Consider the following 20,149-nt stretch of genomic DNA (forward strand, 5'->3'; position numbering starts at 1 on the left):
CCCCCAATAGCCTAAACCTGCCACATAAATTTGCCATGCTTCACCTGCTCCAAAAATTCCTAATCCGCCATATCGTTCCACGAGGAATGGTACTGGCTATGGACCTGTTTGTTACCGGAATCAGCTTCATTCTGGCCTATCTGCTCAGGTTCAACCTTGAACCTGCCCAAATTGATCTGCATCGGGCAACGAGTCATTTTTTAATCGCCTTACCGGTCTACATCAGCGTCTTCCTCTTTTATGGTTCCTTTAGCGGTATCATCAGGCACACAACCATCCAGGATACTGTTAAACTCGTGATGGCTATGTCAACAGGCGCCATGAGCCTTCTCCTCTTGTCATTGACAGCACGGACCTCACCTCGTACTGAGTTTCTTGTTATTCCCTACTCTGTTATACTCATCCACTTCTTCGCCACCACAGTTCTTCTGGTCGGCAGCAGGCTGCTCATCAAGGAAACCTATCAATACTGTTTTATTCCGACCCGCCCACTTAAAAGTGTCATGCTTTTTGGTGCAGGAGAATTAGGGTTAATCACGCTAAAAGTACTGGAAGGAGACCGGATTTCCGGTTACAAAGTAGTCGGATTTATCGACGATAAACGGAGTCTTAACGGAAAGAGACTGAACGATATTCCGATATACTCAACGAGACAAGCTTTTCAGCGGGTAATTAAAGCAGAACGTGTCCAGGAAGTTATCATTTCCATCAATCAGCCCAACATTTCACCAACCCGAAAAAAAGAATTACTGGAAATGTGCCTGGAAAACAATGTTCAGCTAAAGCAAATACCAGCCGTAAAGGAGTGGATGAATGGCCAGCTGAACTCCAAACAGATTCGGAACGTGATGATTGCCGATTTGCTTAGCCGGGAAACTATTCATCTGGAGACAGAAAAAATCAAGGAAGGACTTAAAGACTCGATTATTCTGATAACCGGTGCAGCTGGATCGATCGGCTCAGAAATTGTTCGCCAGTTGATGACTTTCGACATCCGCCATGCCATTCTGTATGATCAAGCCGAAACACCGTTATATAATCTGCAAAATGAATTGAAAACCAAATTCCCGAAGATTTCGTTCGAACTCATCATCGGAGATGTGCGTGATCCTTTCCGGCTATACAAGGTTTTCGAAAAATACCAGCCCGACATTGTCTTTAATGCCGCAGCATACAAGCATGTTCCACTGATGGAAGCGCATCCTTATGAAGCCATCCGGGTCAATATTGGAGGAGCTTTGTTGCTGGCCGATTTGTCTGTTCAATTCAAGGTGAAAAAGTTTGTGATGCTGTCGACCGACAAAGCCGTCAACCCAACCAATGTGATGGGAGCCTCGAAGCGCATTTGCGAGATATATGTACAAGCTTTATCGCAGAAAGAAGGCGTCACTACTCAGTTTATCACAACCCGTTTTGGGAATGTTCTTGGTTCCAATGGTTCCGTTGTTCCACTCTTCCAGAAACAAATCGAAGATGGCGGTCCGGTAACTGTCACACATCCCGACATCACGCGGTTTTTCATGACCATCCCCGAAGCTTGCCAATTGGTTCTCGAAGCCGGATTTATGGGTCGTGGCGGCGAAATCTATGTATTCGACATGGGCGAACCGGTGAAGATTTACGATCTGGCGAAAAAAATGATTTCGCTATCCGGTTTCATTCCCGAAGAAGATATTGCCATAAAATTCACGGGATTACGACCAGGAGAAAAACTGTACGAAGAGCTCCTTGCCAACAAAGAAACCACACTACCTACTCATCATCCCAAAATCATGATAGCAGAGGTACGAAAATACCAGTACGATGAAGTGAACCAAAGCATCAGGCAACTACTTGCCTCCGTCCAGTTGGAAGATGAAGAAAAACTGGTAAGCCGGATGAAAGCTTTGGTTCCTGAATTCATTTCCCAGAATTCACGATTCACCAAATTTGACGAGCAACAACCAGCAGCTCCACGTTTGAACGGAAGTAAAAAAAGAACTAAAAAAAGAATATCCATTTCCTAAAAATAGCTCTCAACCCCGACACCACTTTTCTTCCCAAATACATCCTAAAACCAATTTCGTTGTCTGGCATCCGGAATGCAGTCTCCCAATCTGCATTCCGGATATTTTTATATCATGATTAATTAGGGCAAACTAATTTTCTCTTCCGGAACATTCCAGCCTTCCGCTGCCAGTCTCACCTGTTCCATATTTACGTGACCAAAATGCTGGCTCAAGTCCAGAACGACTTCTCTCTCCTCTCCTGGTAATAAAGTGAAATAATTTTCATTGAAGAAGACAGGCAATACCAACTCACTTGTTTTCTCATCCATCACTTTCAAGCGAATAAAAAAGGCTGTCTCCTTACCTGGATTAGCAATGCGAACGCTGTATCTTCCGTCATCTGTTTTTCTCGGTTCCATTGTTATAGATACCGGTTTCAATTGGTTCAATTGTGCGTATGATTTGGGCTCTTTCGACAGCCAATAAAGGTTTTCATCAACTTGCTGACCATCTATATCTTTCAATGTCAACCGCAAAAAGTAAACCTCATCCGGATTGTCATCGGGCAATGTTACTTTTCCCAACATCGAGACCGAATTAGCATCTGCATCCGTTTTTACAATTTGCTCACTCAACTTCTTTCCATGAATAGAATAAAGTGTAGTGATTGCTGTCAAGCCAGACCTTGCAAAAGGCGTCTGATTCACAACACACACCGCTGAATCATTCAGATTCAGCTGAATATGGACTGGTTCAGCCGCTTCTTTGTAACCAAAATATCCGCCTGTATAATCGAGATAATAGTCGTAGAAAAAACCCCGCAACGCCGTCCAGGGATTTTGATTTTTCCAAACCAGCATGCCGGTGTAATCTCTCCACATCCGGAAGTTAAATCCTTCCTGTAGGGCACGATATTGCTCGTAACTCACCAATTGTGCCTTTCGGCAGAAATCGTTGATGTCCTTCACTTCACCATATCGGGCCGGAAAATCGTGCAACGGAATGTATTTGTGGTAACGCCATGACTCAGGAATCCAGTTGCCTTTCGGCGAAACCAAATCATTGGCCGGAATAAATTTCCTCAACGATTCGATATTCGCCATCCCTATTGAACCAATTTCCGGATTGAACGGGTAAGATTTTGTTTTAAATATCCAATCTGGTTCCAAAATACCATAGGGACCGTCGCCATTTCCACCAATCTTATTTTGCATCAGCTGCATTCCGGTTGACTCTTCCAGGTAAAGCCGGGTACCATCCGTTTTGGGAATTACATCATCCCGCAATGCGGTATTAATATCAGCAGCCGGCGTATACTCATTTCCACCGCACCATAGATAAAGGCTCGGATGATTTCTCAACATCTTAATCTGGTCTTCAGCTGATTTCAGGAAGAGCGAATGATCATCCGGATAAGCATGCCGGCGAGCCTGTGATTCCTTCTTCAGCGGATCGGGCCAGCGTCCGTTACAATCGCCGGTAACCCAAAACTCCTGCCACACCAACAAACCATACTTATCACAGGCATCATAGAATTCGGGCCGTTCGGTAATGGAACCGCCCCAAACCCGAATCATGTTCATGTTCATCTCCGCATGCATGCGAACTTCCGCATTGTACCGCTCCTTCGACAAACGCAGCATCGCATCCGAAGCGATCCAATTTCCTCCTTTGATAAACACTTTTTGACCGTTCACCAGAAATACTCTCGCTCCAATCTTCTCGTTAAAATAGCTGCCGGTTTCCCGGATACCAAAATTTACTGCCTGTTCATCTGAAACCTGACCATCTTCCACAAATGAAACTCTCAAGGTATAAAGCGGATGCTTTCCCATTCCATTCGGCCACCACAAGTTCGGGTCGGTTACCTTTATTTCATCCAGACCAACTTCCGTTTTCTGGTATGGCTGAAGCGTTACCTTGCGGGAATAGGTCTTCCCGTTAAAAGCAACCTGCAATACACCGGTTTGCTTATCACCTGTAGCATTTTCCAATTCCGAAGAAACCTTCACAAAAGCAGGTTCCTGCTTTGACCCCGGCATCCGCCTTCCGGGAACGCGAGTAACGACATGAGGACTTCGTACATCAACCGGGCCCGTAACTTCCACACTCACCTTATCCCAAATGCCGGTATTGCGATCACGCATAGGGCAAATCCAATCCCAACCAGCGGTACATTGCATCGTCACATTACGGGCAATGGTTCCGTCACCTCCCTGTCCACGCGATGCATCGCCTTCCGGCAAAGGAGGCTCTACCAGTACAGCAAGTCGATTGACTTCACCCGGATGATAAAGACCGGTGATGTTGTATTTCTCCCGCAGAAACATTCCTTCATGTGTATCCTGATTTACTCGTTTCCCGTTCAGGAAAACATTGGCAGCATAATTGATTCCCCTGAATTTGAGCCAGACCTGCTCTCCTTTCTTCACGGCCAATTCAGGAATTTCGGTATAAAACCAGTAGGTGTAATACCCACGTCCAACGTCATGGATATCCGGAATTTCATTGTTATTCAATCCGAAAAACGGGTCAGGTATCAGTTTGTTATGCAAAAGAGTTGTGAGTACCGTTCCCGGAACCACCGCCTTTATCCAGCCAGTGTGCTGGTATCCCGCCGAAGTAATCATTGTACCGTCGACCTGGACATCCGCTTTTCGTTTAGCCGTCCAATCCTTATCCAATTCGATTTCATGAGACTGAGCTTTCGCAGAAACCAAATTAATCAAATTGAAACACAAGAAAATAAGCAGGAAATACGTTCTCCTCATAATTGGTTAGTTTAAGCGTACAAATGGATAAAATTCACCGTCACAAAATATGGAATCAACCGTAAAACCGAATAAAATTTAAAAAGTAATTGCTTCTCGAATCAACAGGAATGCAATACAAACCAAGGGCATAACTGCCGTCATGTTATTCCGATTTTTTAAGCAATACAAATAACAGAATTTCAATATGTAATACAACATATTTGTCTTCCCCCGAAAGGGGTGTATATTTGAGGCGCATGTGCAAAAAGAAGAGTAAACTGGAATAACAAAGGTAACCTATGAAAAAACAGCAACTTCATCTTCAGGAGGAACAAGTCAATTTGGTTATAAACAGGATGTTGACAATTGGAGGAGAATCATTGAATGTTTCGTCTGCCGGAAGCCTGCTGCGCGAAATCATTTTGGCATCGGAAACAGGAGCCAGCCGGGAAGAGATGCTCCAGTTGATATGCGGAATCACCCATTTCGATACGCAGGATGACCGTACCCTATCAATCTACCGGGCCGTTTGCGAAGAGCCTTTTGAACAGACATACCAACCTTTTGATAATACGACTCTTATCAATCTTCGCAAGACACTTGGTGAAACTCCTGAAGGAGATTGAAATAAACTACATATTAGTCGGTGCCCTACAAATGGACAACTTTTCCGGTACTGGCGCTTTCGCGAGCTGCATCCAGAATCTCAACCACAATCAGGTTATTTTCCAACGATGAAAGATCGGTGGGACTGACGATGATATCACCTCTTATCACGGCTTCGAACCAGGCAAACGGATCATTGTAAGGTGCCAAACGTTCAGGCAATTCCTTCTTCGTTTCTTTATCTTCTCCGGCTAACCGATAATCTATTTCATGTCGGCTGGCAGCAAAAAGCTCACCTGTACGGCCAAAAATCTGCATATCCTTCCGGCTGAAAGGCCAGTTCCACGAAGCCTGAATAATTCCCTGCGTACCCGGATAAGTTAAGATGATGGTTGCTTCATCGTCCACTTTGCGATAAACATCCGGCTTCATGGTTTGCAGCGTGGCCGATACCGTAAGCGGTTTTTGATTCTGCATTAACCAGGTAATGAGATTGGCCCCATAGCATCCAAAATCAACCACGGCTCCGCCGCCATTCTGTTTCGGATCGGTCAGCCAGGCCAGAAACTCCGGCTGCACGTTAATTTCCTTCGGTCCCTGATGACCATCACAAACAATTACTTTGCGAATTTCGCCCAATTTCTTTTCATCCACCGCCATCTGATAAGCCAGATGATTGGTCGGATACCAGGTCGTCTCATAATCGGTAACCAACTTGATTCCGTTTTCACGAGCCAAACGAGCCATCTTTTGCGCATGTTCACCATTCACGGCCAAGGGCTTCTCAACCATGACATCAATGTGCAGCGGCGCACATACTTCCACGACGTGCAAATGGTCGAATATCGGTCCGAAAGCAGTTACGCCCTCCGGCTTTGTTTTTGCAACCATTTCCTCCAGCGTCGGGTAGACCAAGCTCATCGGGAAACCGTACTGCTTCGCATACCGTTCCGCTACTTCCCGGTTGCTTTCGGCAATCCCCACCACTTCTACATCGCCTTTTTTCATGGCATCCAGAATCCATCCCACGTGTCCGTGAGTAAGGCCGGCAATGCCTAATTTTACATGCGATTTATTTTGCTCCTGTGCAGAACTTTGATTTACCATTAGTGTAAGAATGATCAGAATAACAGATATCAGTTTTCGGTTCATAGCTTAGTGGTTAGGTGGTCAAATAACAGTAACCGAAATGTACGAAAAGAGACGGTTATCTCAATAAAAAATGCCAGGCATAACCAGGCATTATTTTCAATTAAAAACTACAATCCGGTTATTTACCGCCGTTTGCCTTCAAATCGTCTAAACAATTTTGATCGAGCGTCGGAATTGGATTGGTTCCGAACAAATTCCCCACAACACCACCGCTTTCGACCTGCCAGTTCATCAGACAATTCGAATTGTCGCAATGATGTGGGTGAGACGCATCCTCGTGATCGGTTTGCATCGGCGAACCATTATTCACCAATCCCAGCACATGCCCGAACTCGTGCTCATAAACAGTTGCTTCCAGAACATATCGTTGCGGTTCCGTTGGCTGATCAGTTAACGACTGAATCGTCTTTTCAAATATAGCGACTGATGTATTGCGATACGTGACACCCAACACCTTCGATTTGTCCGTATCGTCGGTATAACCGCCATCGAGAAACAAAAAATAAGCAGCCAGTTTCCGTCCGTCTGTAAATTCCGTACGATTGTTCTCCTCCATCTTCGCTATGTCATCCAGCGTGTACGTACTTTTTCCTCCGGGTGCAATTTGTGTGTAGATAAATGAAATTCCGGAAGGCTTATTCAAGCGGTTTCCCAGAAATGTTTTCAGTTGCGAAACAGCATCAGGTGTCGGTTTGTAACCATCCATATATTGAATTTCGACAACCAGCTGGGTATATGTATCCGAAGCCAAAAAGTCGTGTGCTGAAGCTCCTGGCCCCAAATTATGATTAAAGGAACCATCGGTTGGAGCAAACGGATTGACGGAAGTTGAAGGCGCATTCGAATTGTCAGAAGAACACGCATTCAAGACCAAAAGAACTACCAGCAAAAACAGACCGGGCACAAATTTCCGGCGGTGTGGGTTAAGAGCAAATTTACGCATGTTGTATTTTAATTTTATCTGTCTGGATTAGTAAACGGGTATGCATTAAAATTGTTTCGGTGAGGAATTTAGATAACAAGAAAATGTTTATTTTCGAACATCAAAGACCGGAAATAACCAAAAGCAGACATGATATGCAGATAATCGATCTCTCCAAACCCATTCAGTATAATCCGAACGATCCCTGGTTTATGAAGGTAAAGGTCAAACATAAACCACACGGGAAAGCGAGATGGCTGATCCGGTTACTGGGGCTGCCTTTTAAACTGTTCCCGAAAGGTTTTACCGGATGGGCGGATGATACCATAACAAAAATGGGCGTTCATGCGACCACTCATATTGATGCGCCCTGGCACTATGCGCCAACAGTTGCAGGCAAACCAGCCAAAACCATCGATGAGATGCCGTTGGAGTTGTGCTATGGCGATGGATTGGTCATCGATATGGAGCACAAAGCCGATTTTGATCCCATTACCGTAGAAGATATCACCGGCTTTTTAGCCGAACACCATCTGGAAATCAAAGAAGGCATGATCGTCCTGATAAAAACCGGACGGGACAAGTTCAACGGGACTAAGAATTTTCACAAAATAGGAACGGGCATGAGCGCCGAAGCCACTGAATGGCTTATCGAGCAAGGCATCAAAGTAATGGGAATCGACTCGTGGGGATGGGATCTACCTCTGCCTCATATGATTAAAAAAGCCAAAGCATCGGGAAATTCAGAATTATTCTGGGAAGCCCACCTGGTCGGGAAAGACAAGGAATACTACCACATGGAACAGCTGGTCAATTTAGGAGCACTACCCTATTCCGGATTTAAAGTTGCCGTTTTTCCATTGAAAATTGTTGGAGCATCCGCAGCACCCGCCCGCGTTGTGGCTATGCTGGAGCAATAAATAGAATTACTCTATCTTCGTAGTCCAAGTAACAATCAACCAATAAACGGAAAAATGCGACCAAAGGAACTGATACAACTGTGGGTAACGATTTTCAACGCGGGAGATGCCGGCAAGATCGCCGAACTCTATCACGATGATGCCATCAATCACCAGGTAGCCAATGAGCCGGTAATCGGGAAGAATGCTATCCGGGACATGTTTGCAAATGAGTTTGCTGCTGCAGAGATGGTTTGTATTATCGAAAACCTGTTTGAAGACGGCGAATGGGCCATTCTCGAATGGAAAGATCCACTGGGACTAAGAGGTTGCGGGTTCTTTCAGGTTATCGATGGAAAAATCAAGTTCCAACGTGGCTACTGGGACAAATTGTCATTCCTTCGACAGCATCATTTGCCCATTCCAACCGAGTAGTAGATAACCATTCTCATCTCAGCAGATGAGTTTTGCATTACGTCAAATGATAAATTTACCGGCTCAAATGAAACTTAAAAAATTACATATAACAAACCCTGTAGAATTTCTTTCCAAAATTCAGGAAATTGCAGATTTCTCTATTAATCCGGATGATTATCGGTTTAATAAAACGTTTACGGATTCCGACTACATTGGCGAGATAGAATCTGGAAATTTTGTAATCTACGACGCAGGAAAATCTTTTTTAGGTAAGAGAATTATATTGAAATTCGTCGGGCAAGTAGATAAGAACAACGACTTAAATCTACAGTTTTACATTAGCAATTTATGGGTGAAAGTATTTAATGCCACAATATTGCTTGTGTTGGGAATACTCATGCTCGTATATGCTTATTACCTTGGTGGACTGTTCATCATCTTCGCACTTATCCAGGCAACTGTAGAGTATAACCAAATAATGAAACACCGTTCAATATTTTTGAAAAAGATTCAAAGCATTATTTAAAACACAGTCAGTGTATGTATACCATCCGCAATGCCAAACCGGAAGAGTTTGAAGAGCTAGGCCAACTCATGGTAGAAGTTTACTCGCAGCTGGAAGGATTTCCGAAACAATCGGAACAACCCGAATATTACAAGCTACTGGCCGGTATCGGGGAACTAACAAAAAAGCCGAATACAGAACTTATCGTGGCCGTTTCGCCGGAAGGCAAAATAGCCGGTGGCGTAGTGTATTTCAGCGACATGCAATACTATGGTTCGGGTGGCACTGCAACGCAGGAGAAAAATGCATCCGGCTTCAGACTACTGGCTGTTGCGCCCGCCTTCAGAAAACAAGGCATTGGTAAACTTCTGACCAACGAATGCATTCGAAAAGCCAAAGAGTTAAAGCAGGCGCAAGTAATTATTCATTCGACCAAAGCCATGCAGGTTGCCTGGAAAATGTACGAAGAACTTGGTTTTAAACGCTCGGAAGATTTGGATTTCATGCAGGAAGAGCTTCCGGTATTTGGCTTTCGCCTGAGGTTCAAATAAACTTCGCTATCAAGTCTCAAAGCAAAAGGTTTGGTTGATTGCATTCAGATATTTGAGTACCTTAAACAGGCAATGCTGAACCAATAAATAAAATGATATGGGACTATTTTCATCGCTCTTGGGTAATGCAGGAACTGTAAATCCCGAAGAACTATTCAAAAAGTACGGGAAACTTCTCATTGAAGGCGAAGGAGTCGAGCTTGGATTCAATTTATACAAAGACGTGTTCATCTTCACCACAAAGAGACTGATTCTGATCGACAAGCAAGGTCTGACGGGTAACAAAATCGAATACAAATCAATTGCTTATAAGAGCATCTCTAAATTCAGCATCGAAGCGACAGATACTTTTGACCTGGATGCCGAATTAAAGATTTGGGTTTCCGGCGAGCAAACTCCCAGCATCAAAAAGCAATTCAATAAAACGGTGAATGTGTACGATGTACATCATGTGCTGGCGTCATACGTGCTGAAATAATTTATTTTTTAACCTGTTTATTCTCAAGTTCATCCGTCACTTCAAATCCAAACGATATGCAGAAACTCATTCCTGCCTTTCTTATATCCCTTCTCGTCCTGACCTCGTGCAAAACAGGAACAGAAAGGCAAATAGAACAGTGGAAAACCGAAATAAGACAAACCGAACAAGCATTCGCTGAAATGGCACAAAAGGAAGGAATTCCGAAGGCATTTCTCACCTACGCTGCCGAGGATGCGGTTCTATTACGCAATAACCAATTAATCAAAGGCAAACAAGCATTAAGAGCTTTTTATTCCCAACAGACGACTCCTTCAGAAAAAGTAAGCCTCACCTGGAAACCTGACTTTGTGGATGTTTCCAAATCAGGCGATTTGGGTTATACCTACGGCACTTACCAATATACGGTCACCGACTCCCTCGGCGGAACGAAAACATCAGAAGGAATTTTCCACACCGTTTGGAAACGCCAGGCAGATGGTTCGTGGCGATTTGTTTGGGACTAGATAAAGAGTTTATCCTCCTTTGATTGATAATTACTTCTCTACAACAACTTTTGTTCGTTTTCTCCGTTCAAAATAGACACAGGAAAAAGCCACAAACGACTATTACTGTAGATGAAATAGAATAACAGCAAATCGATTTACAACTCATTCAACAGAGATGAACGGTACGAATTTTAATTATGAACTTTATTTCGATTTGTCACCCGACTTGTTGTGCATTGCAGGATATGACGGATATTTCAAGAAAATAAATCCAGCCGTTTCAAAACTACTGGGATACAGCATGGAAGAGTTATATTCCCGCCCAATTAATGACTTTGTATATTGTGCTGATAAGCGTGCTACCAATAAGGCACGGGAGGAGCTTACCAGGGCAAAACCACTTCTTCATTTTGAAAACAGGTATAAAACCAAAAGCGGTGAAATTGTATGGTTATCATGGACTTCCTATCCAATAGAGGATGAGCAATTAATTTTCGCTATAGCTAAAAACATCACGCACAAAAAACAACTGGAAGCCGATCGAAGCGCTTTGCTCTCCCAATTATCCACCTCCAATAAGGATTTAAAACAGCTAACTTACACCACCTCACACGATTTGCGAGCGCCCGTCAACAATGTACTGGCGGTACTCGATATGCTTGATATCTCGAAGTTTACCGACGAAGAGGCAATCGAGTTAGTTAAGATCTTAAAATTATCGGGTGAATACCTGAAAGAATCGTTGGATAATTATGTCGATGCTTTAAGCGAAAAACATCAGGCACATTCCCGTTTGGAAGAAGTGAATTTGAGCGAAACACTGAACAAAGTGCGTAAATCGATCCAATCATTAGTCGAGACCTCCGGAACATTTATTCATGCAGACTTTTCAACCTTGGATACCATCCGGTTTAACCGGGCATATATGGAAAGTATATTCCTGAATTTGATAACGAATTCGATTAAATACGCCAGGTCCGATGAGCATCCAATCATTCAGATACGTTCAGAAAAAGCAGATGGAAGAGATCTACTGATATTCAGTGATAATGGCATGGGATTCGACATGGAAAAAGTAAATGACAAAATTTTCGGTTTGCACCAGAAATTTCACCATCACAAAGACAGCAAAGGCATCGGACTTTACCTGGTACACAATCACATTACCAGTTTGGGCGGAAAAATCGAGGTGGTAAGTGAGCCCAACAGAGGAACTACTTTCACCATGTCGTTCAAGGCCTAATCATATATCCAGGCTCATCAAATACCTGAAATTAGTTTAATTTTATCGGTTGTGCCCGCCGGCTTGCGTCAGGGCAGTATAAACACAAAGAGATAAGATGATGAACAAAGCAACGAGCTTGATTCTGGTATTCCTTTTCTTCATCACCGGAGCAAAAGCACAGCCGGAAAAGATGGATTACGGCAACAATCCCAAAGCCGGCCACTATGCTAACGTGAACGGTATCCGGCTCTATTACGAAACATACGGAAGTGGTGAGCCATTAGTCATGCTCCATGGCAACGGAGGCTCCATCAATGCGTTCCGGAACCAGATTCCTTTCTTCGAAAAACATTACCAGGTGATTGCCATTGATAGTCGTTTGCAAGGGAAATCGGGCGGTTCTCCCGACACTATCTCCTACCGGCTGATGGTTTCCGACTTCAATGCCTTGCTGAATCAGTTGCACGTCGATTCGGCCTATGTGCTGGGTTGGAGCGACGGTGGTATCGATGGCCTGTTGCTCGCTATTGAACATCCCGACAAGGTGAAAAAGCTGGCCATTTCAGGTGCCAATACCGTTCCTGATTCTACCGCAGTTCCCTACCGGGATATTGTTGCCATGAGGAATTTTGTGGAGCACGATAAGACAGCAACTCCGACAGCTATTGCCCTGAACAAGATGATGCTGTATCAGCCTCATATTTCTGACGAAAGTCTCCATACCATCCAATGTTCGACGCTCGTTATGGCCGGCGATCACGACATCATCAAACCGTGCCACACCATTGGCATATTCAAAGCCATTCCAAAAGCGGAATTGTGCATCTTCCCCCATTCGAACCATGGCGTTTGCATCCAGCATCCAAAGCAGTTCAACGAAACGGTGGAGCGGTTTTTCCGGAAATAAAACCATTTGACAAACAGGTAATTCACGCCAGAAAGTCTTATTTTTAGGATTGCCCTGCATCGCATTCGTCACCGAATTAGCTAAACTCTCATCCATGAACAAATTTCGGGAAAGCATTGACAAGCAAATTGCATCGAACCAGGACCGGAACCTGTTCTCCAGCGGAAATCCGCCTTCGTTCCACTTCATCGAAGAAACCATCAACGCGATTGGGCGGATTGAAGAGCTTAGCAAAAACGAAGAGCAAGTTCTTATTGAATATACCGTTGACAAAGTATTGCAAACATTTTACCGGATCAACCAGTATTACTATTTCGACGCGGCCGCCCGGGAAAAATTAAAAGCCATTTACAGCCATTTACTCTCCAGCTTCAGGGAAAAAACAACGCCGGTTAAAACCATCGCTCAGAACCATTATGAAAATATAATGCAATGGTTAAGGGAAACCAACGCTTTCGCGGAAAAGATTTATAACAACCATACGATGAAAGTAGAAGATGTTCCCTGTTTCGCTTACCGGGCCGAAATGCAAATCGAAATTCTGCAACTCAAGGTGTCGCAACTCAAAGAGCCGGTCCTGGACATTGGTTGCGGTAAAGATGCCCCACTGGTAACTTATCTGCGTGAGAAAGGAATCGACGCAACGGGTTTTGACCGGTTTCCATCAAAAAATGAGAATGTACTAATGTCAGACTGGTTTACTTTTTCTTACGGAGAAAAGCAATGGGGAACAATTATCAGCCACCTGGGTTTTTCCAATCACTTTCAGCATCACCACCTGCGGGAAGACGGAGAATTCGTAGCATATGCACAGAAGTATATGGAGATTCTCCGTTCGCTGAAACCCGGAGGCTCATTTCATTATGCGCCCGATTTACCTTTCGTGGAGCAATACCTTTCGGCCGACGAATACCAGGTGACCACCCGTCAGGCGGGTAATTCCGGGTTTCGGGTAACCGTAATAAAGCGGCTCATATAATTCAACAAGATTTCGACTCGGACTCCATCGATGTTAGCAGGATTACCTGACGAACAAGTCCGGATATTTATCCGAAAATCGCTGAGCAAGGTAAAAAATGCGAAGTCTTGCTTAGACGAAATTATCAGGCTAATGAGCGCCAGAGAATGTAAAAAAGCCGCCGGAACATGAGCCCGGCGGCTTTCGGCGACCTTAACACAATAGTAATTAACCAAATAAAAATAGCCGCTATGTTATTCTCCTCCTCCCGTATTTTTAACTGTTCCGAAACCGGTATGATCTGTTTCGAACAATGAACTCGATTATGTTTCAATGCCCTTCTTTTTCATTTCTCTCCGTCAACTAAAAAAAACTGTCTGTATCTTTTTGTATACTTAATATAAATCAAAAATGATAATTATCCCGATTTTTTTGATGAACGTGTGGAATTTTTTGATGAACGTACGGATCTGGTATGCGAACGGAAATTTTGATAGTCTGAAATGAGTTACTTTGATACATCTGAAAATGAGTTCTTGAGAGATTTTTATATCTTGGAAGGAGGAAATGAACCAACAAAATGAAAACCGACCCCCAAATCGAACGAAGAAGTAGCCATCGTCACCCCGAATCTGAAGATGAATCAGGTGGAACGACCGAAATTTATACCGATGTCAGCCATCAAGGATGGCAACGTATTAAAAATCCCTTTGATGATCTTGCAATGTAAGATACCATAGGTACACATAACACTCCCGCATGGGAAATATATGGTAGTTTTAGTAGACATATAAACTAGTTGTGGTTAATCCAAATAAAATCTCCTAATTCTTGTAAAATTTGGAAATTTTAGAAAAAACAAATACATTTATAAAAATTCCAAAACAATGAAAGATTAGGAGATTTTAAAGATGATAGAAAGACCACCTAAAATAGATAAAAAACACTTTTCCAAAGCGTTGATAATTCTTAAAGATAAGAACAGTCTAGATGTAATTAGGAGAAGCAACAATAAATATCTTTATTGGGATAAAGTAAAATACCAAACAACATCTGACGATTTCTCCCCGATTGACTTATGGGCAGCAATCAAACTTACGAGAAATCTTGATTATAAATATCTGCAATTTGGCAAATACAAATTTGCCTTTTCTCAGACAGACTACATTCAAGAAATATTGCACAAATTCGACTTAAATGTTGGTGGTAATCTAGGAGCACAAAAGTTAATTCCAGAACAAGAGAAAGACAAATATTTAATAAGCTCAATCATGGAAGAAGCAATCGCTTCATCACAAATTGAAGGTGCAGTTACAACAAGAAAAAAAGCAAAAGAGATGCTCAGAAAGAATGATAAGCCGAGAAGCAAATCTGAGCAAATGATTCTAAACAATTATAGAACAATTCAAACTATTGTTAATTTAAAGAAAGAACCGCTTACTATAAATTTACTATTAGAGATACATAAACAAATATCATACAACACACTTGCAGACAAAAGTGACGAAGGCAAATTCAGAGACTCAAATGACATTTATGTTGTCAATCATATAGAAAGTGAGATAGTTCACACACCTCCTGACTTCAAAGAAATTCCTGAGTTAATGGAACAAATTTGTCTTTTTTTTAATAACGATAAACACGACTATTTTATTCATCCGGTAATTAAAGGAATAATATTACATTTTATGATTGGGTATGTACATCCATTCGTTGATGGTAATGGCCGTACTGCCAGAGCACTATTCTACTGGTATCTTTTATCAAAAGGCTATTGGCTAACAGAGTATTTATCAATCTCAAGACTGATAATAAAAAGCAAAAATCAATATGAATCAGCCTATCTTTACACTGAGAACGATGAAAACGATTTGACATATTTCATCAACTATAATTTAAAAACAATGGATTTAGCTTATGATGCATTACGAGTTTACATCCAAAGAAAAATTGATGAGAAAAAATATATAACTAATTTCCAGAGGATACAGAATATTAACGACAGACAAGCTGAGATAATAAAATGGTTTTATGATGAGCCAAACCTACTTATCACAGTTAAAGAAGTAGAAAATCGCTTACTTGTTTCAAACCAAACTTCAAGGACAGATTTACAACAGTTAGTTGAGTTTGATTTTATCGAGCAGATTGAAATTAACAAAAAGAAAAAGGCATTTGTACGTAGTAATAATTTTGAGAAAATATTAAAAGAAAAAACGAACCACAACATTTTGTAAATTCCATTGCGGTTTCCTTGGTTCACCAGCAGTTATACTCACAAGTAATAAAGTGTATCTAGATAGGAAATCAGCTCTGAACTCCGCAACGTAACTTACAATCTTCCGTTAATTAAAAAACGAAAAGACCATGCAAATTCCGTTCGAACAAATGCAGGATGTACTTTACAGGCTGTTCATCAAATATAATTTTACGGAAGAGAAAGCCCGGTACATGGCCAGGGTATTTTCAGAAACAACATTAGACGGTGTCAATTCTCACGGCATCAACCGTGTACCGCCTTTTATAAAATATGTGGAAAATGGTTTGGTAAAAGTGGATGCTGAGGCAGAAAAAGCAGAAAAGTTTGGTAGCATCGAAAGATGGGACGGGAACTTTGGTCCGGGTATTATTAACGCCGCGAAGTGCACGAATCGAGCCATCGAACTGGCCAAACGTCATGGAATGGGAATGGTGGCCTTGCGCAACACCAATCACTGGATGCGAGGTGGCACTTATGGATGGCAGGCGGCAGATGCCGGTTGCATTTCCATTCTTTTTACCAATACAAAACCCAACATGCCGCCCTGGGGCGGTAAAGACAGCCGAATAGGGAATAATCCGTTTATTGTGTCAATTCCAAGAGAGCAAGGTCATGTTGTTTTGGATATGGCCATTTCGCAGTTTTCATTTGGAAAGATCAACGACTATAAACTGAGAGGAGAAAAACTCCCTTACCCCGGAGGCTGGGATGATAACAACGAACTTTCCAACGACCCCGAAAAAATCTTGTTAAAAGAACGCGGATTACCCATCGGATATTGGAAAGGTTCCGCTCTTTCGATGATTTTGGATATGCTGGCTACGTTATTGGCAGCTGGAGACTCAACATATAAAATTGGTTTGAAGGAGCAGGAAACAGGGGTTTCGCAGGTGTTCCTATGTATTTACCCCGACCTATTTAATGATAAAAATATACAGGAAAGACTCCTTAACGAGATTATCGATTACACCCATGACGTGGACCCCATGCACCCCGGAGACAAAACCTATTATCCCGGAGAACGAACGTTAGAAACCAGAGCAGGAAACCTGAAGAATGGAATTCCGGTAAGTGAAGAAGTTTGGCAAGAGGTATTGGAATTATTGGGATAAAAAAAGGAGAAGAATATTCTGTTGGAAGAATAAATAGCCAATTTATCTGCCATGAAAACAAAAATCGCTTACATGATATCCTTCCTTATTGTAGGAACCCTCATTTTCTTGATTTACCAATCATACACCAAAGAATACCACTAAAAATAAACACCTAAAAATTTACTTTTCATTGTTTTATCAGGTTCAATACTCATTTCGTCGATCCGTTTCATTTGAGAATTGTACTGAATGAAGTCAACCATCTTTCTGAAATTCTTGTTAATGAAGGATGTTTCGTCGTTTGCTTTTCACTTACTTTCAGGTTGAATGAAAATAGCGGAGCATGTATAGAAACAACATGAAAACAGGAATATGATGAGTAAACAGCTATTGTTTTTTATCCTTTTCGTAATTGCCGTTGAATATTACACATTCGTGGCCGTAAGAACGGCTCTTCGAAATACGAACAACAGTGTCCATTTGTGGCTGTTTATCCTGTATGTAATATTATCGCTGGCGACTTTATGGAGTTTGTACGCTTTTGCTCACTGGGGAAGAACGGCCTGGCCTTCGCTCACCCTAAAATATACGGTCAATATTCTTATCGGAGTCTTTATCGGCCAGGTACTTATTGCAGCCATTATGTTGCTGACCGATGTTGTGATGATTATTCCGAACATAATTAGCTTTTTCCTTTCGTTCAGAAATCATCCTGTTGGAAGTCCGTCTGACAGCTCTCGTTTAATCGGGCGTTTTACGTTTATTTCCCAAACAGCGTTATTGATTGGAGGAGCGCTCACGTCGGGACTGGTGTACGGCATGTCCAACAGGTACAACTACAAATTGAGAAGAGTACGGATACCAATAAAAGGTTTGCCAGATGATTTCAAAGGGCTTCGGATTGTTCAGATTTCGGATATCCATTCCGGAAGTTTCGATGATCCGGAGGCGGTGTCACAAGGTGTCGCCGCCGTTATGGAGGAAAAACCGGATCTGATTTTGTTTACCGGTGATTTAGTGAATGACCGGGCTACCGAAATAGTACCCTACATGGAAGTGTTCAAAGCATTGAAAGCGCCGATGGGCGTTTACTCTGTTTTGGGGAATCATGATTATGGCGATTACGTTTCCTGGCCTTCAGAAGAAGCCAAAAAGAAAAACCTGGAGCAATTGAAGCAACATCAGGCTGACATGGGTTGGCGACTACTGACTAATGAACACGTGCTGCTGGAACGAAACGGTCAGCAAATTGCGTTGATTGGGATTGAGAATTGGGGAGCCAGAGGTTTTACCCAATATGGTGATATGAAAAAAGCCGTGGCAGGGTTGGAAAAACTGGACATCCCGGTGAAAATACTCATGAGCCATGATCCTTCGCAGTGGGATGCGCAGGTCCGGAAAGACTACAGGGATATTGACCTGACTCTGAGCGGGCACACGCACGGGATGCAATTTGGAATAGACATTCCCGGCTTCAAATGGAGCCCCGTTGAGTATTTCTATAAAGAATGGGCTGGTTTGTACCAAAAAGAGCACCAGTACTTATATGTCAACCGCGGTTACGGTTTTATCGGGTATCAGGGACGATTGGGCGTGTTGCCTGAAATTACTTCGATTGAGCTGGTATGATGTGATTTTCCCGGCGATATTTTTCACAGCCTCCAAACCCTTGATTGATTTTAACGGGGTTTCTGTTAAGAAAATTAAGAGGGGTGCAACCTTCCTATCCTTAGACTCATCTACTAGTTGGAGCAAAACTAACTACCATGAGAAGAGCATTTTTTATATTCGCCATACTGTTGCTAACCAGTTGCGCCCATGTCCCAAATGAAAATCCAAGATATGCCATACGGCAAAAAGCGCTGTTTCAATTCGAATACGTGAATCATGCCTGGGGACGCCAACATAATGGCTGGCTAATCGATTCATCGGGTGAACTTCATTGCTACAACTTACCCAACAACTGGACCTTTCCGGATTCCTCCGGAACCATTTCCGCGGAGGACATGGAACGAAACCTGCAGAATACAGACAGTCTTTGCTACCAGATTGACGCGGAAGAACTGAAAGCCAAATTTTCTTTGTTGCCGTTGGCCGCCAAAGGTCCCACCAGCGATCCAGTTAATGAAATGTATGATGCCGGCATTGTCATTTATGCAGGATATATCCTCAACCCAGTAAATAATCGGTATGAACGTGTCATGCTTCAGCAGACAGGCGATTTTCGGATTGACAACCAGTCAGCACAGGCAAAGGAACTGTATGAATGGCTTCTTTCGATGAACCAAAAACTGACAGAGAAACAATAAAGGTTCAAACATACCACCGCTTTAAAAAACATCAAATACTTGATAATCAACTGATTTTATTCTTTCTTTTTCAATAATTATAAAAATAGTTGTACGACTACAAAAATAGTCATAGATTTACGACATGGAAAAGAAAGAATTGACAAAAGCTGAAGAACAGGTCATGCAATATCTTTGGAGTATCAGGAAAGGATTTCTGAAGGATGTTGTAGACCAGTTTCCCGATCCCAAACCCGCTTATACCACCGTATCGACGGTTATCCGGGTTTTGGTAAAAAAGGGATTTATCGGGTACAAGACCTACGGAAAAAGCAACGAATACCATCCATTGATATCCAAGAAAGACTATTTTCAGAACCATGTCAAGTCCATCATCGACAACTTTTTCGGTGGTTCTGCTCCTGCGTTTGCATCATCTTTTGCGAACGAACAGTTGAAACTTTCAGAGTTGGAAGAAATCAGGAAACTGATTGATGAAAAAATAAATCAGATCAAGTCAGACAGATAACTTATGATTGCATTTTTGTGGTACCTTCTCGAGGTCAGTCTCAGCCTTTCGGCATTCTATCTGCTCTATGCAGCGGTAATGAGAAACCATACATTTTTCAACCTTAACAGGATTTATCTGCTGATCGGC

20 protein-coding genes are annotated in these 20,149 nt (G+C 42.5%); 17 read left to right on the plus strand and 3 right to left on the minus strand.

Translation table 11 applies throughout. The features are described from left to right. Window positions 1-35: 35 nt before the first annotated feature. Complete coding sequence (locus T426_RS23565) at window positions 36-2,006, plus strand: polysaccharide biosynthesis protein (protein ID WP_051568984.1); 1,971 nt, start codon at window positions 36-38, stop codon at window positions 2,004-2,006. Window positions 2,007-2,128: 122 nt separating this feature from the next. On the opposite strand, the gene T426_RS0111955 is transcribed toward T426_RS23565, so the two are convergent. Continuing rightward, the gene (locus tag T426_RS0111955; RefSeq protein WP_051538735.1) at window positions 2,129-4,759 is read right to left on the minus strand and encodes a glycosyl hydrolase 2 galactose-binding domain-containing protein; all 2,631 of its coding nucleotides are present in this window, start codon (window positions 4,757-4,759) and stop codon (window positions 2,129-2,131) included. 281 nt (window positions 4,760-5,040) lie between these two features. On the opposite strand from T426_RS0111955, the gene T426_RS0111960 reads away from it, so the two are divergent. Further along, on the plus strand, window positions 5,041-5,367 hold the full coding sequence (locus T426_RS0111960; protein ID WP_025864059.1) for a hypothetical protein: 327 nt from the start codon (window positions 5,041-5,043) through the stop codon (window positions 5,365-5,367). A 25-nt stretch (window positions 5,368-5,392) separates the two neighbouring features. Here T426_RS0111960 and T426_RS0111965 read toward each other — a convergent pair whose 3' ends face one another. Beyond that, a complete protein-coding gene (locus T426_RS0111965; RefSeq protein ID WP_036984388.1) occupies window positions 5,393-6,499 on the minus strand; it encodes a Gfo/Idh/MocA family protein in 1,107 nt (368 codons plus the stop codon). 118 nt (window positions 6,500-6,617) lie between these two features. Then, on the minus strand, window positions 6,618-7,442 hold the full coding sequence (locus T426_RS0111970; protein ID WP_025864057.1) for a zinc metalloprotease: 825 nt from the start codon (window positions 7,440-7,442) through the stop codon (window positions 6,618-6,620). Window positions 7,443-7,576: 134 nt separating this feature from the next. Between T426_RS0111970 and T426_RS0111975 the strand changes: the two genes are divergently transcribed. From T426_RS0111975 to T426_RS0112065, 15 genes are all read left to right on the plus strand, one after another. Further along, window positions 7,577-8,341 carry a cyclase family protein gene (locus T426_RS0111975; RefSeq protein WP_027585756.1) on the plus strand — a complete coding sequence of 255 codons (765 nt, stop codon included), beginning with the start codon at window positions 7,577-7,579 and terminating at the stop codon, window positions 8,339-8,341. Window positions 8,342-8,395: 54 nt separating this feature from the next. Then, window positions 8,396-8,755, plus strand: coding sequence for a nuclear transport factor 2 family protein (locus tag T426_RS0111980; protein WP_025864056.1), 360 nt, complete (start codon window positions 8,396-8,398; stop codon window positions 8,753-8,755). Between the two features lie 25 nt (window positions 8,756-8,780). Continuing rightward, on the plus strand, window positions 8,781-9,263 hold the full coding sequence (locus tag T426_RS0111985; RefSeq protein WP_036984387.1) for a hypothetical protein: 483 nt from the start codon (window positions 8,781-8,783) through the stop codon (window positions 9,261-9,263). A gap of 14 nt (window positions 9,264-9,277) precedes the next feature. Further along, window positions 9,278-9,793 (plus strand): GNAT family N-acetyltransferase, encoded by a 516-nt coding sequence (locus tag T426_RS0111990; RefSeq protein ID WP_025864054.1) that lies wholly within the window; start codon window positions 9,278-9,280, stop codon window positions 9,791-9,793. Between the two features lie 97 nt (window positions 9,794-9,890). Further along, complete coding sequence (locus T426_RS0111995; protein ID WP_025864053.1) at window positions 9,891-10,271, plus strand: PH domain-containing protein; 381 nt, start codon at window positions 9,891-9,893, stop codon at window positions 10,269-10,271. Window positions 10,272-10,327: 56 nt separating this feature from the next. Beyond that, window positions 10,328-10,777, plus strand: coding sequence for a YybH family protein (locus T426_RS25145; RefSeq protein WP_025864052.1), 450 nt, complete (start codon window positions 10,328-10,330; stop codon window positions 10,775-10,777). A 157-nt stretch (window positions 10,778-10,934) separates the two neighbouring features. Continuing rightward, a complete protein-coding gene (locus T426_RS0112005) occupies window positions 10,935-12,002 on the plus strand; it encodes a PAS domain-containing sensor histidine kinase (protein ID WP_025864051.1) in 1,068 nt (355 codons plus the stop codon). Between the two features lie 97 nt (window positions 12,003-12,099). Next, a complete protein-coding gene (locus tag T426_RS0112010; RefSeq protein ID WP_153637599.1) occupies window positions 12,100-12,891 on the plus strand; it encodes an alpha/beta fold hydrolase in 792 nt (263 codons plus the stop codon). 94 nt (window positions 12,892-12,985) lie between these two features. After that, window positions 12,986-13,870 (plus strand): class I SAM-dependent methyltransferase, encoded by an 885-nt coding sequence (locus tag T426_RS25150; protein ID WP_025864050.1) that lies wholly within the window; start codon window positions 12,986-12,988, stop codon window positions 13,868-13,870. A gap of 559 nt (window positions 13,871-14,429) precedes the next feature. After that, window positions 14,430-14,579 (plus strand): hypothetical protein, encoded by a 150-nt coding sequence (locus T426_RS25775; RefSeq protein ID WP_153637598.1) that lies wholly within the window; start codon window positions 14,430-14,432, stop codon window positions 14,577-14,579. 181 nt (window positions 14,580-14,760) lie between these two features. Next, entirely contained in the window at window positions 14,761-16,086 is a 1,326-nt protein-coding gene (locus tag T426_RS0112035; protein ID WP_027585759.1) for a Fic family protein, read from the plus strand. Window positions 16,087-16,216: 130 nt separating this feature from the next. After that, entirely contained in the window at window positions 16,217-17,221 is a 1,005-nt protein-coding gene (yiaK, locus tag T426_RS0112040) for a 3-dehydro-L-gulonate 2-dehydrogenase (protein WP_027585760.1), read from the plus strand. A gap of 357 nt (window positions 17,222-17,578) precedes the next feature. After that, on the plus strand, window positions 17,579-18,832 hold the full coding sequence (locus tag T426_RS0112055) for a metallophosphoesterase (RefSeq protein WP_036985436.1): 1,254 nt from the start codon (window positions 17,579-17,581) through the stop codon (window positions 18,830-18,832). Window positions 18,833-18,969: 137 nt separating this feature from the next. Then, complete coding sequence (locus tag T426_RS0112060; RefSeq protein WP_027585762.1) at window positions 18,970-19,512, plus strand: hypothetical protein; 543 nt, start codon at window positions 18,970-18,972, stop codon at window positions 19,510-19,512. A 124-nt stretch (window positions 19,513-19,636) separates the two neighbouring features. Continuing rightward, the gene (locus T426_RS0112065) at window positions 19,637-20,020 is read left to right on the plus strand and encodes a BlaI/MecI/CopY family transcriptional regulator (RefSeq protein WP_025864048.1); all 384 of its coding nucleotides are present in this window, start codon (window positions 19,637-19,639) and stop codon (window positions 20,018-20,020) included. The last annotated feature ends 129 nt before the right edge of the window (window positions 20,021-20,149 follow it).

Origin of the sequence: Prolixibacter bellariivorans ATCC BAA-1284, assembly GCF_000621705.1 — a bacterium.
GTDB lineage: Bacteria > Bacteroidota > Bacteroidia > Bacteroidales > Prolixibacteraceae > Prolixibacter > Prolixibacter bellariivorans.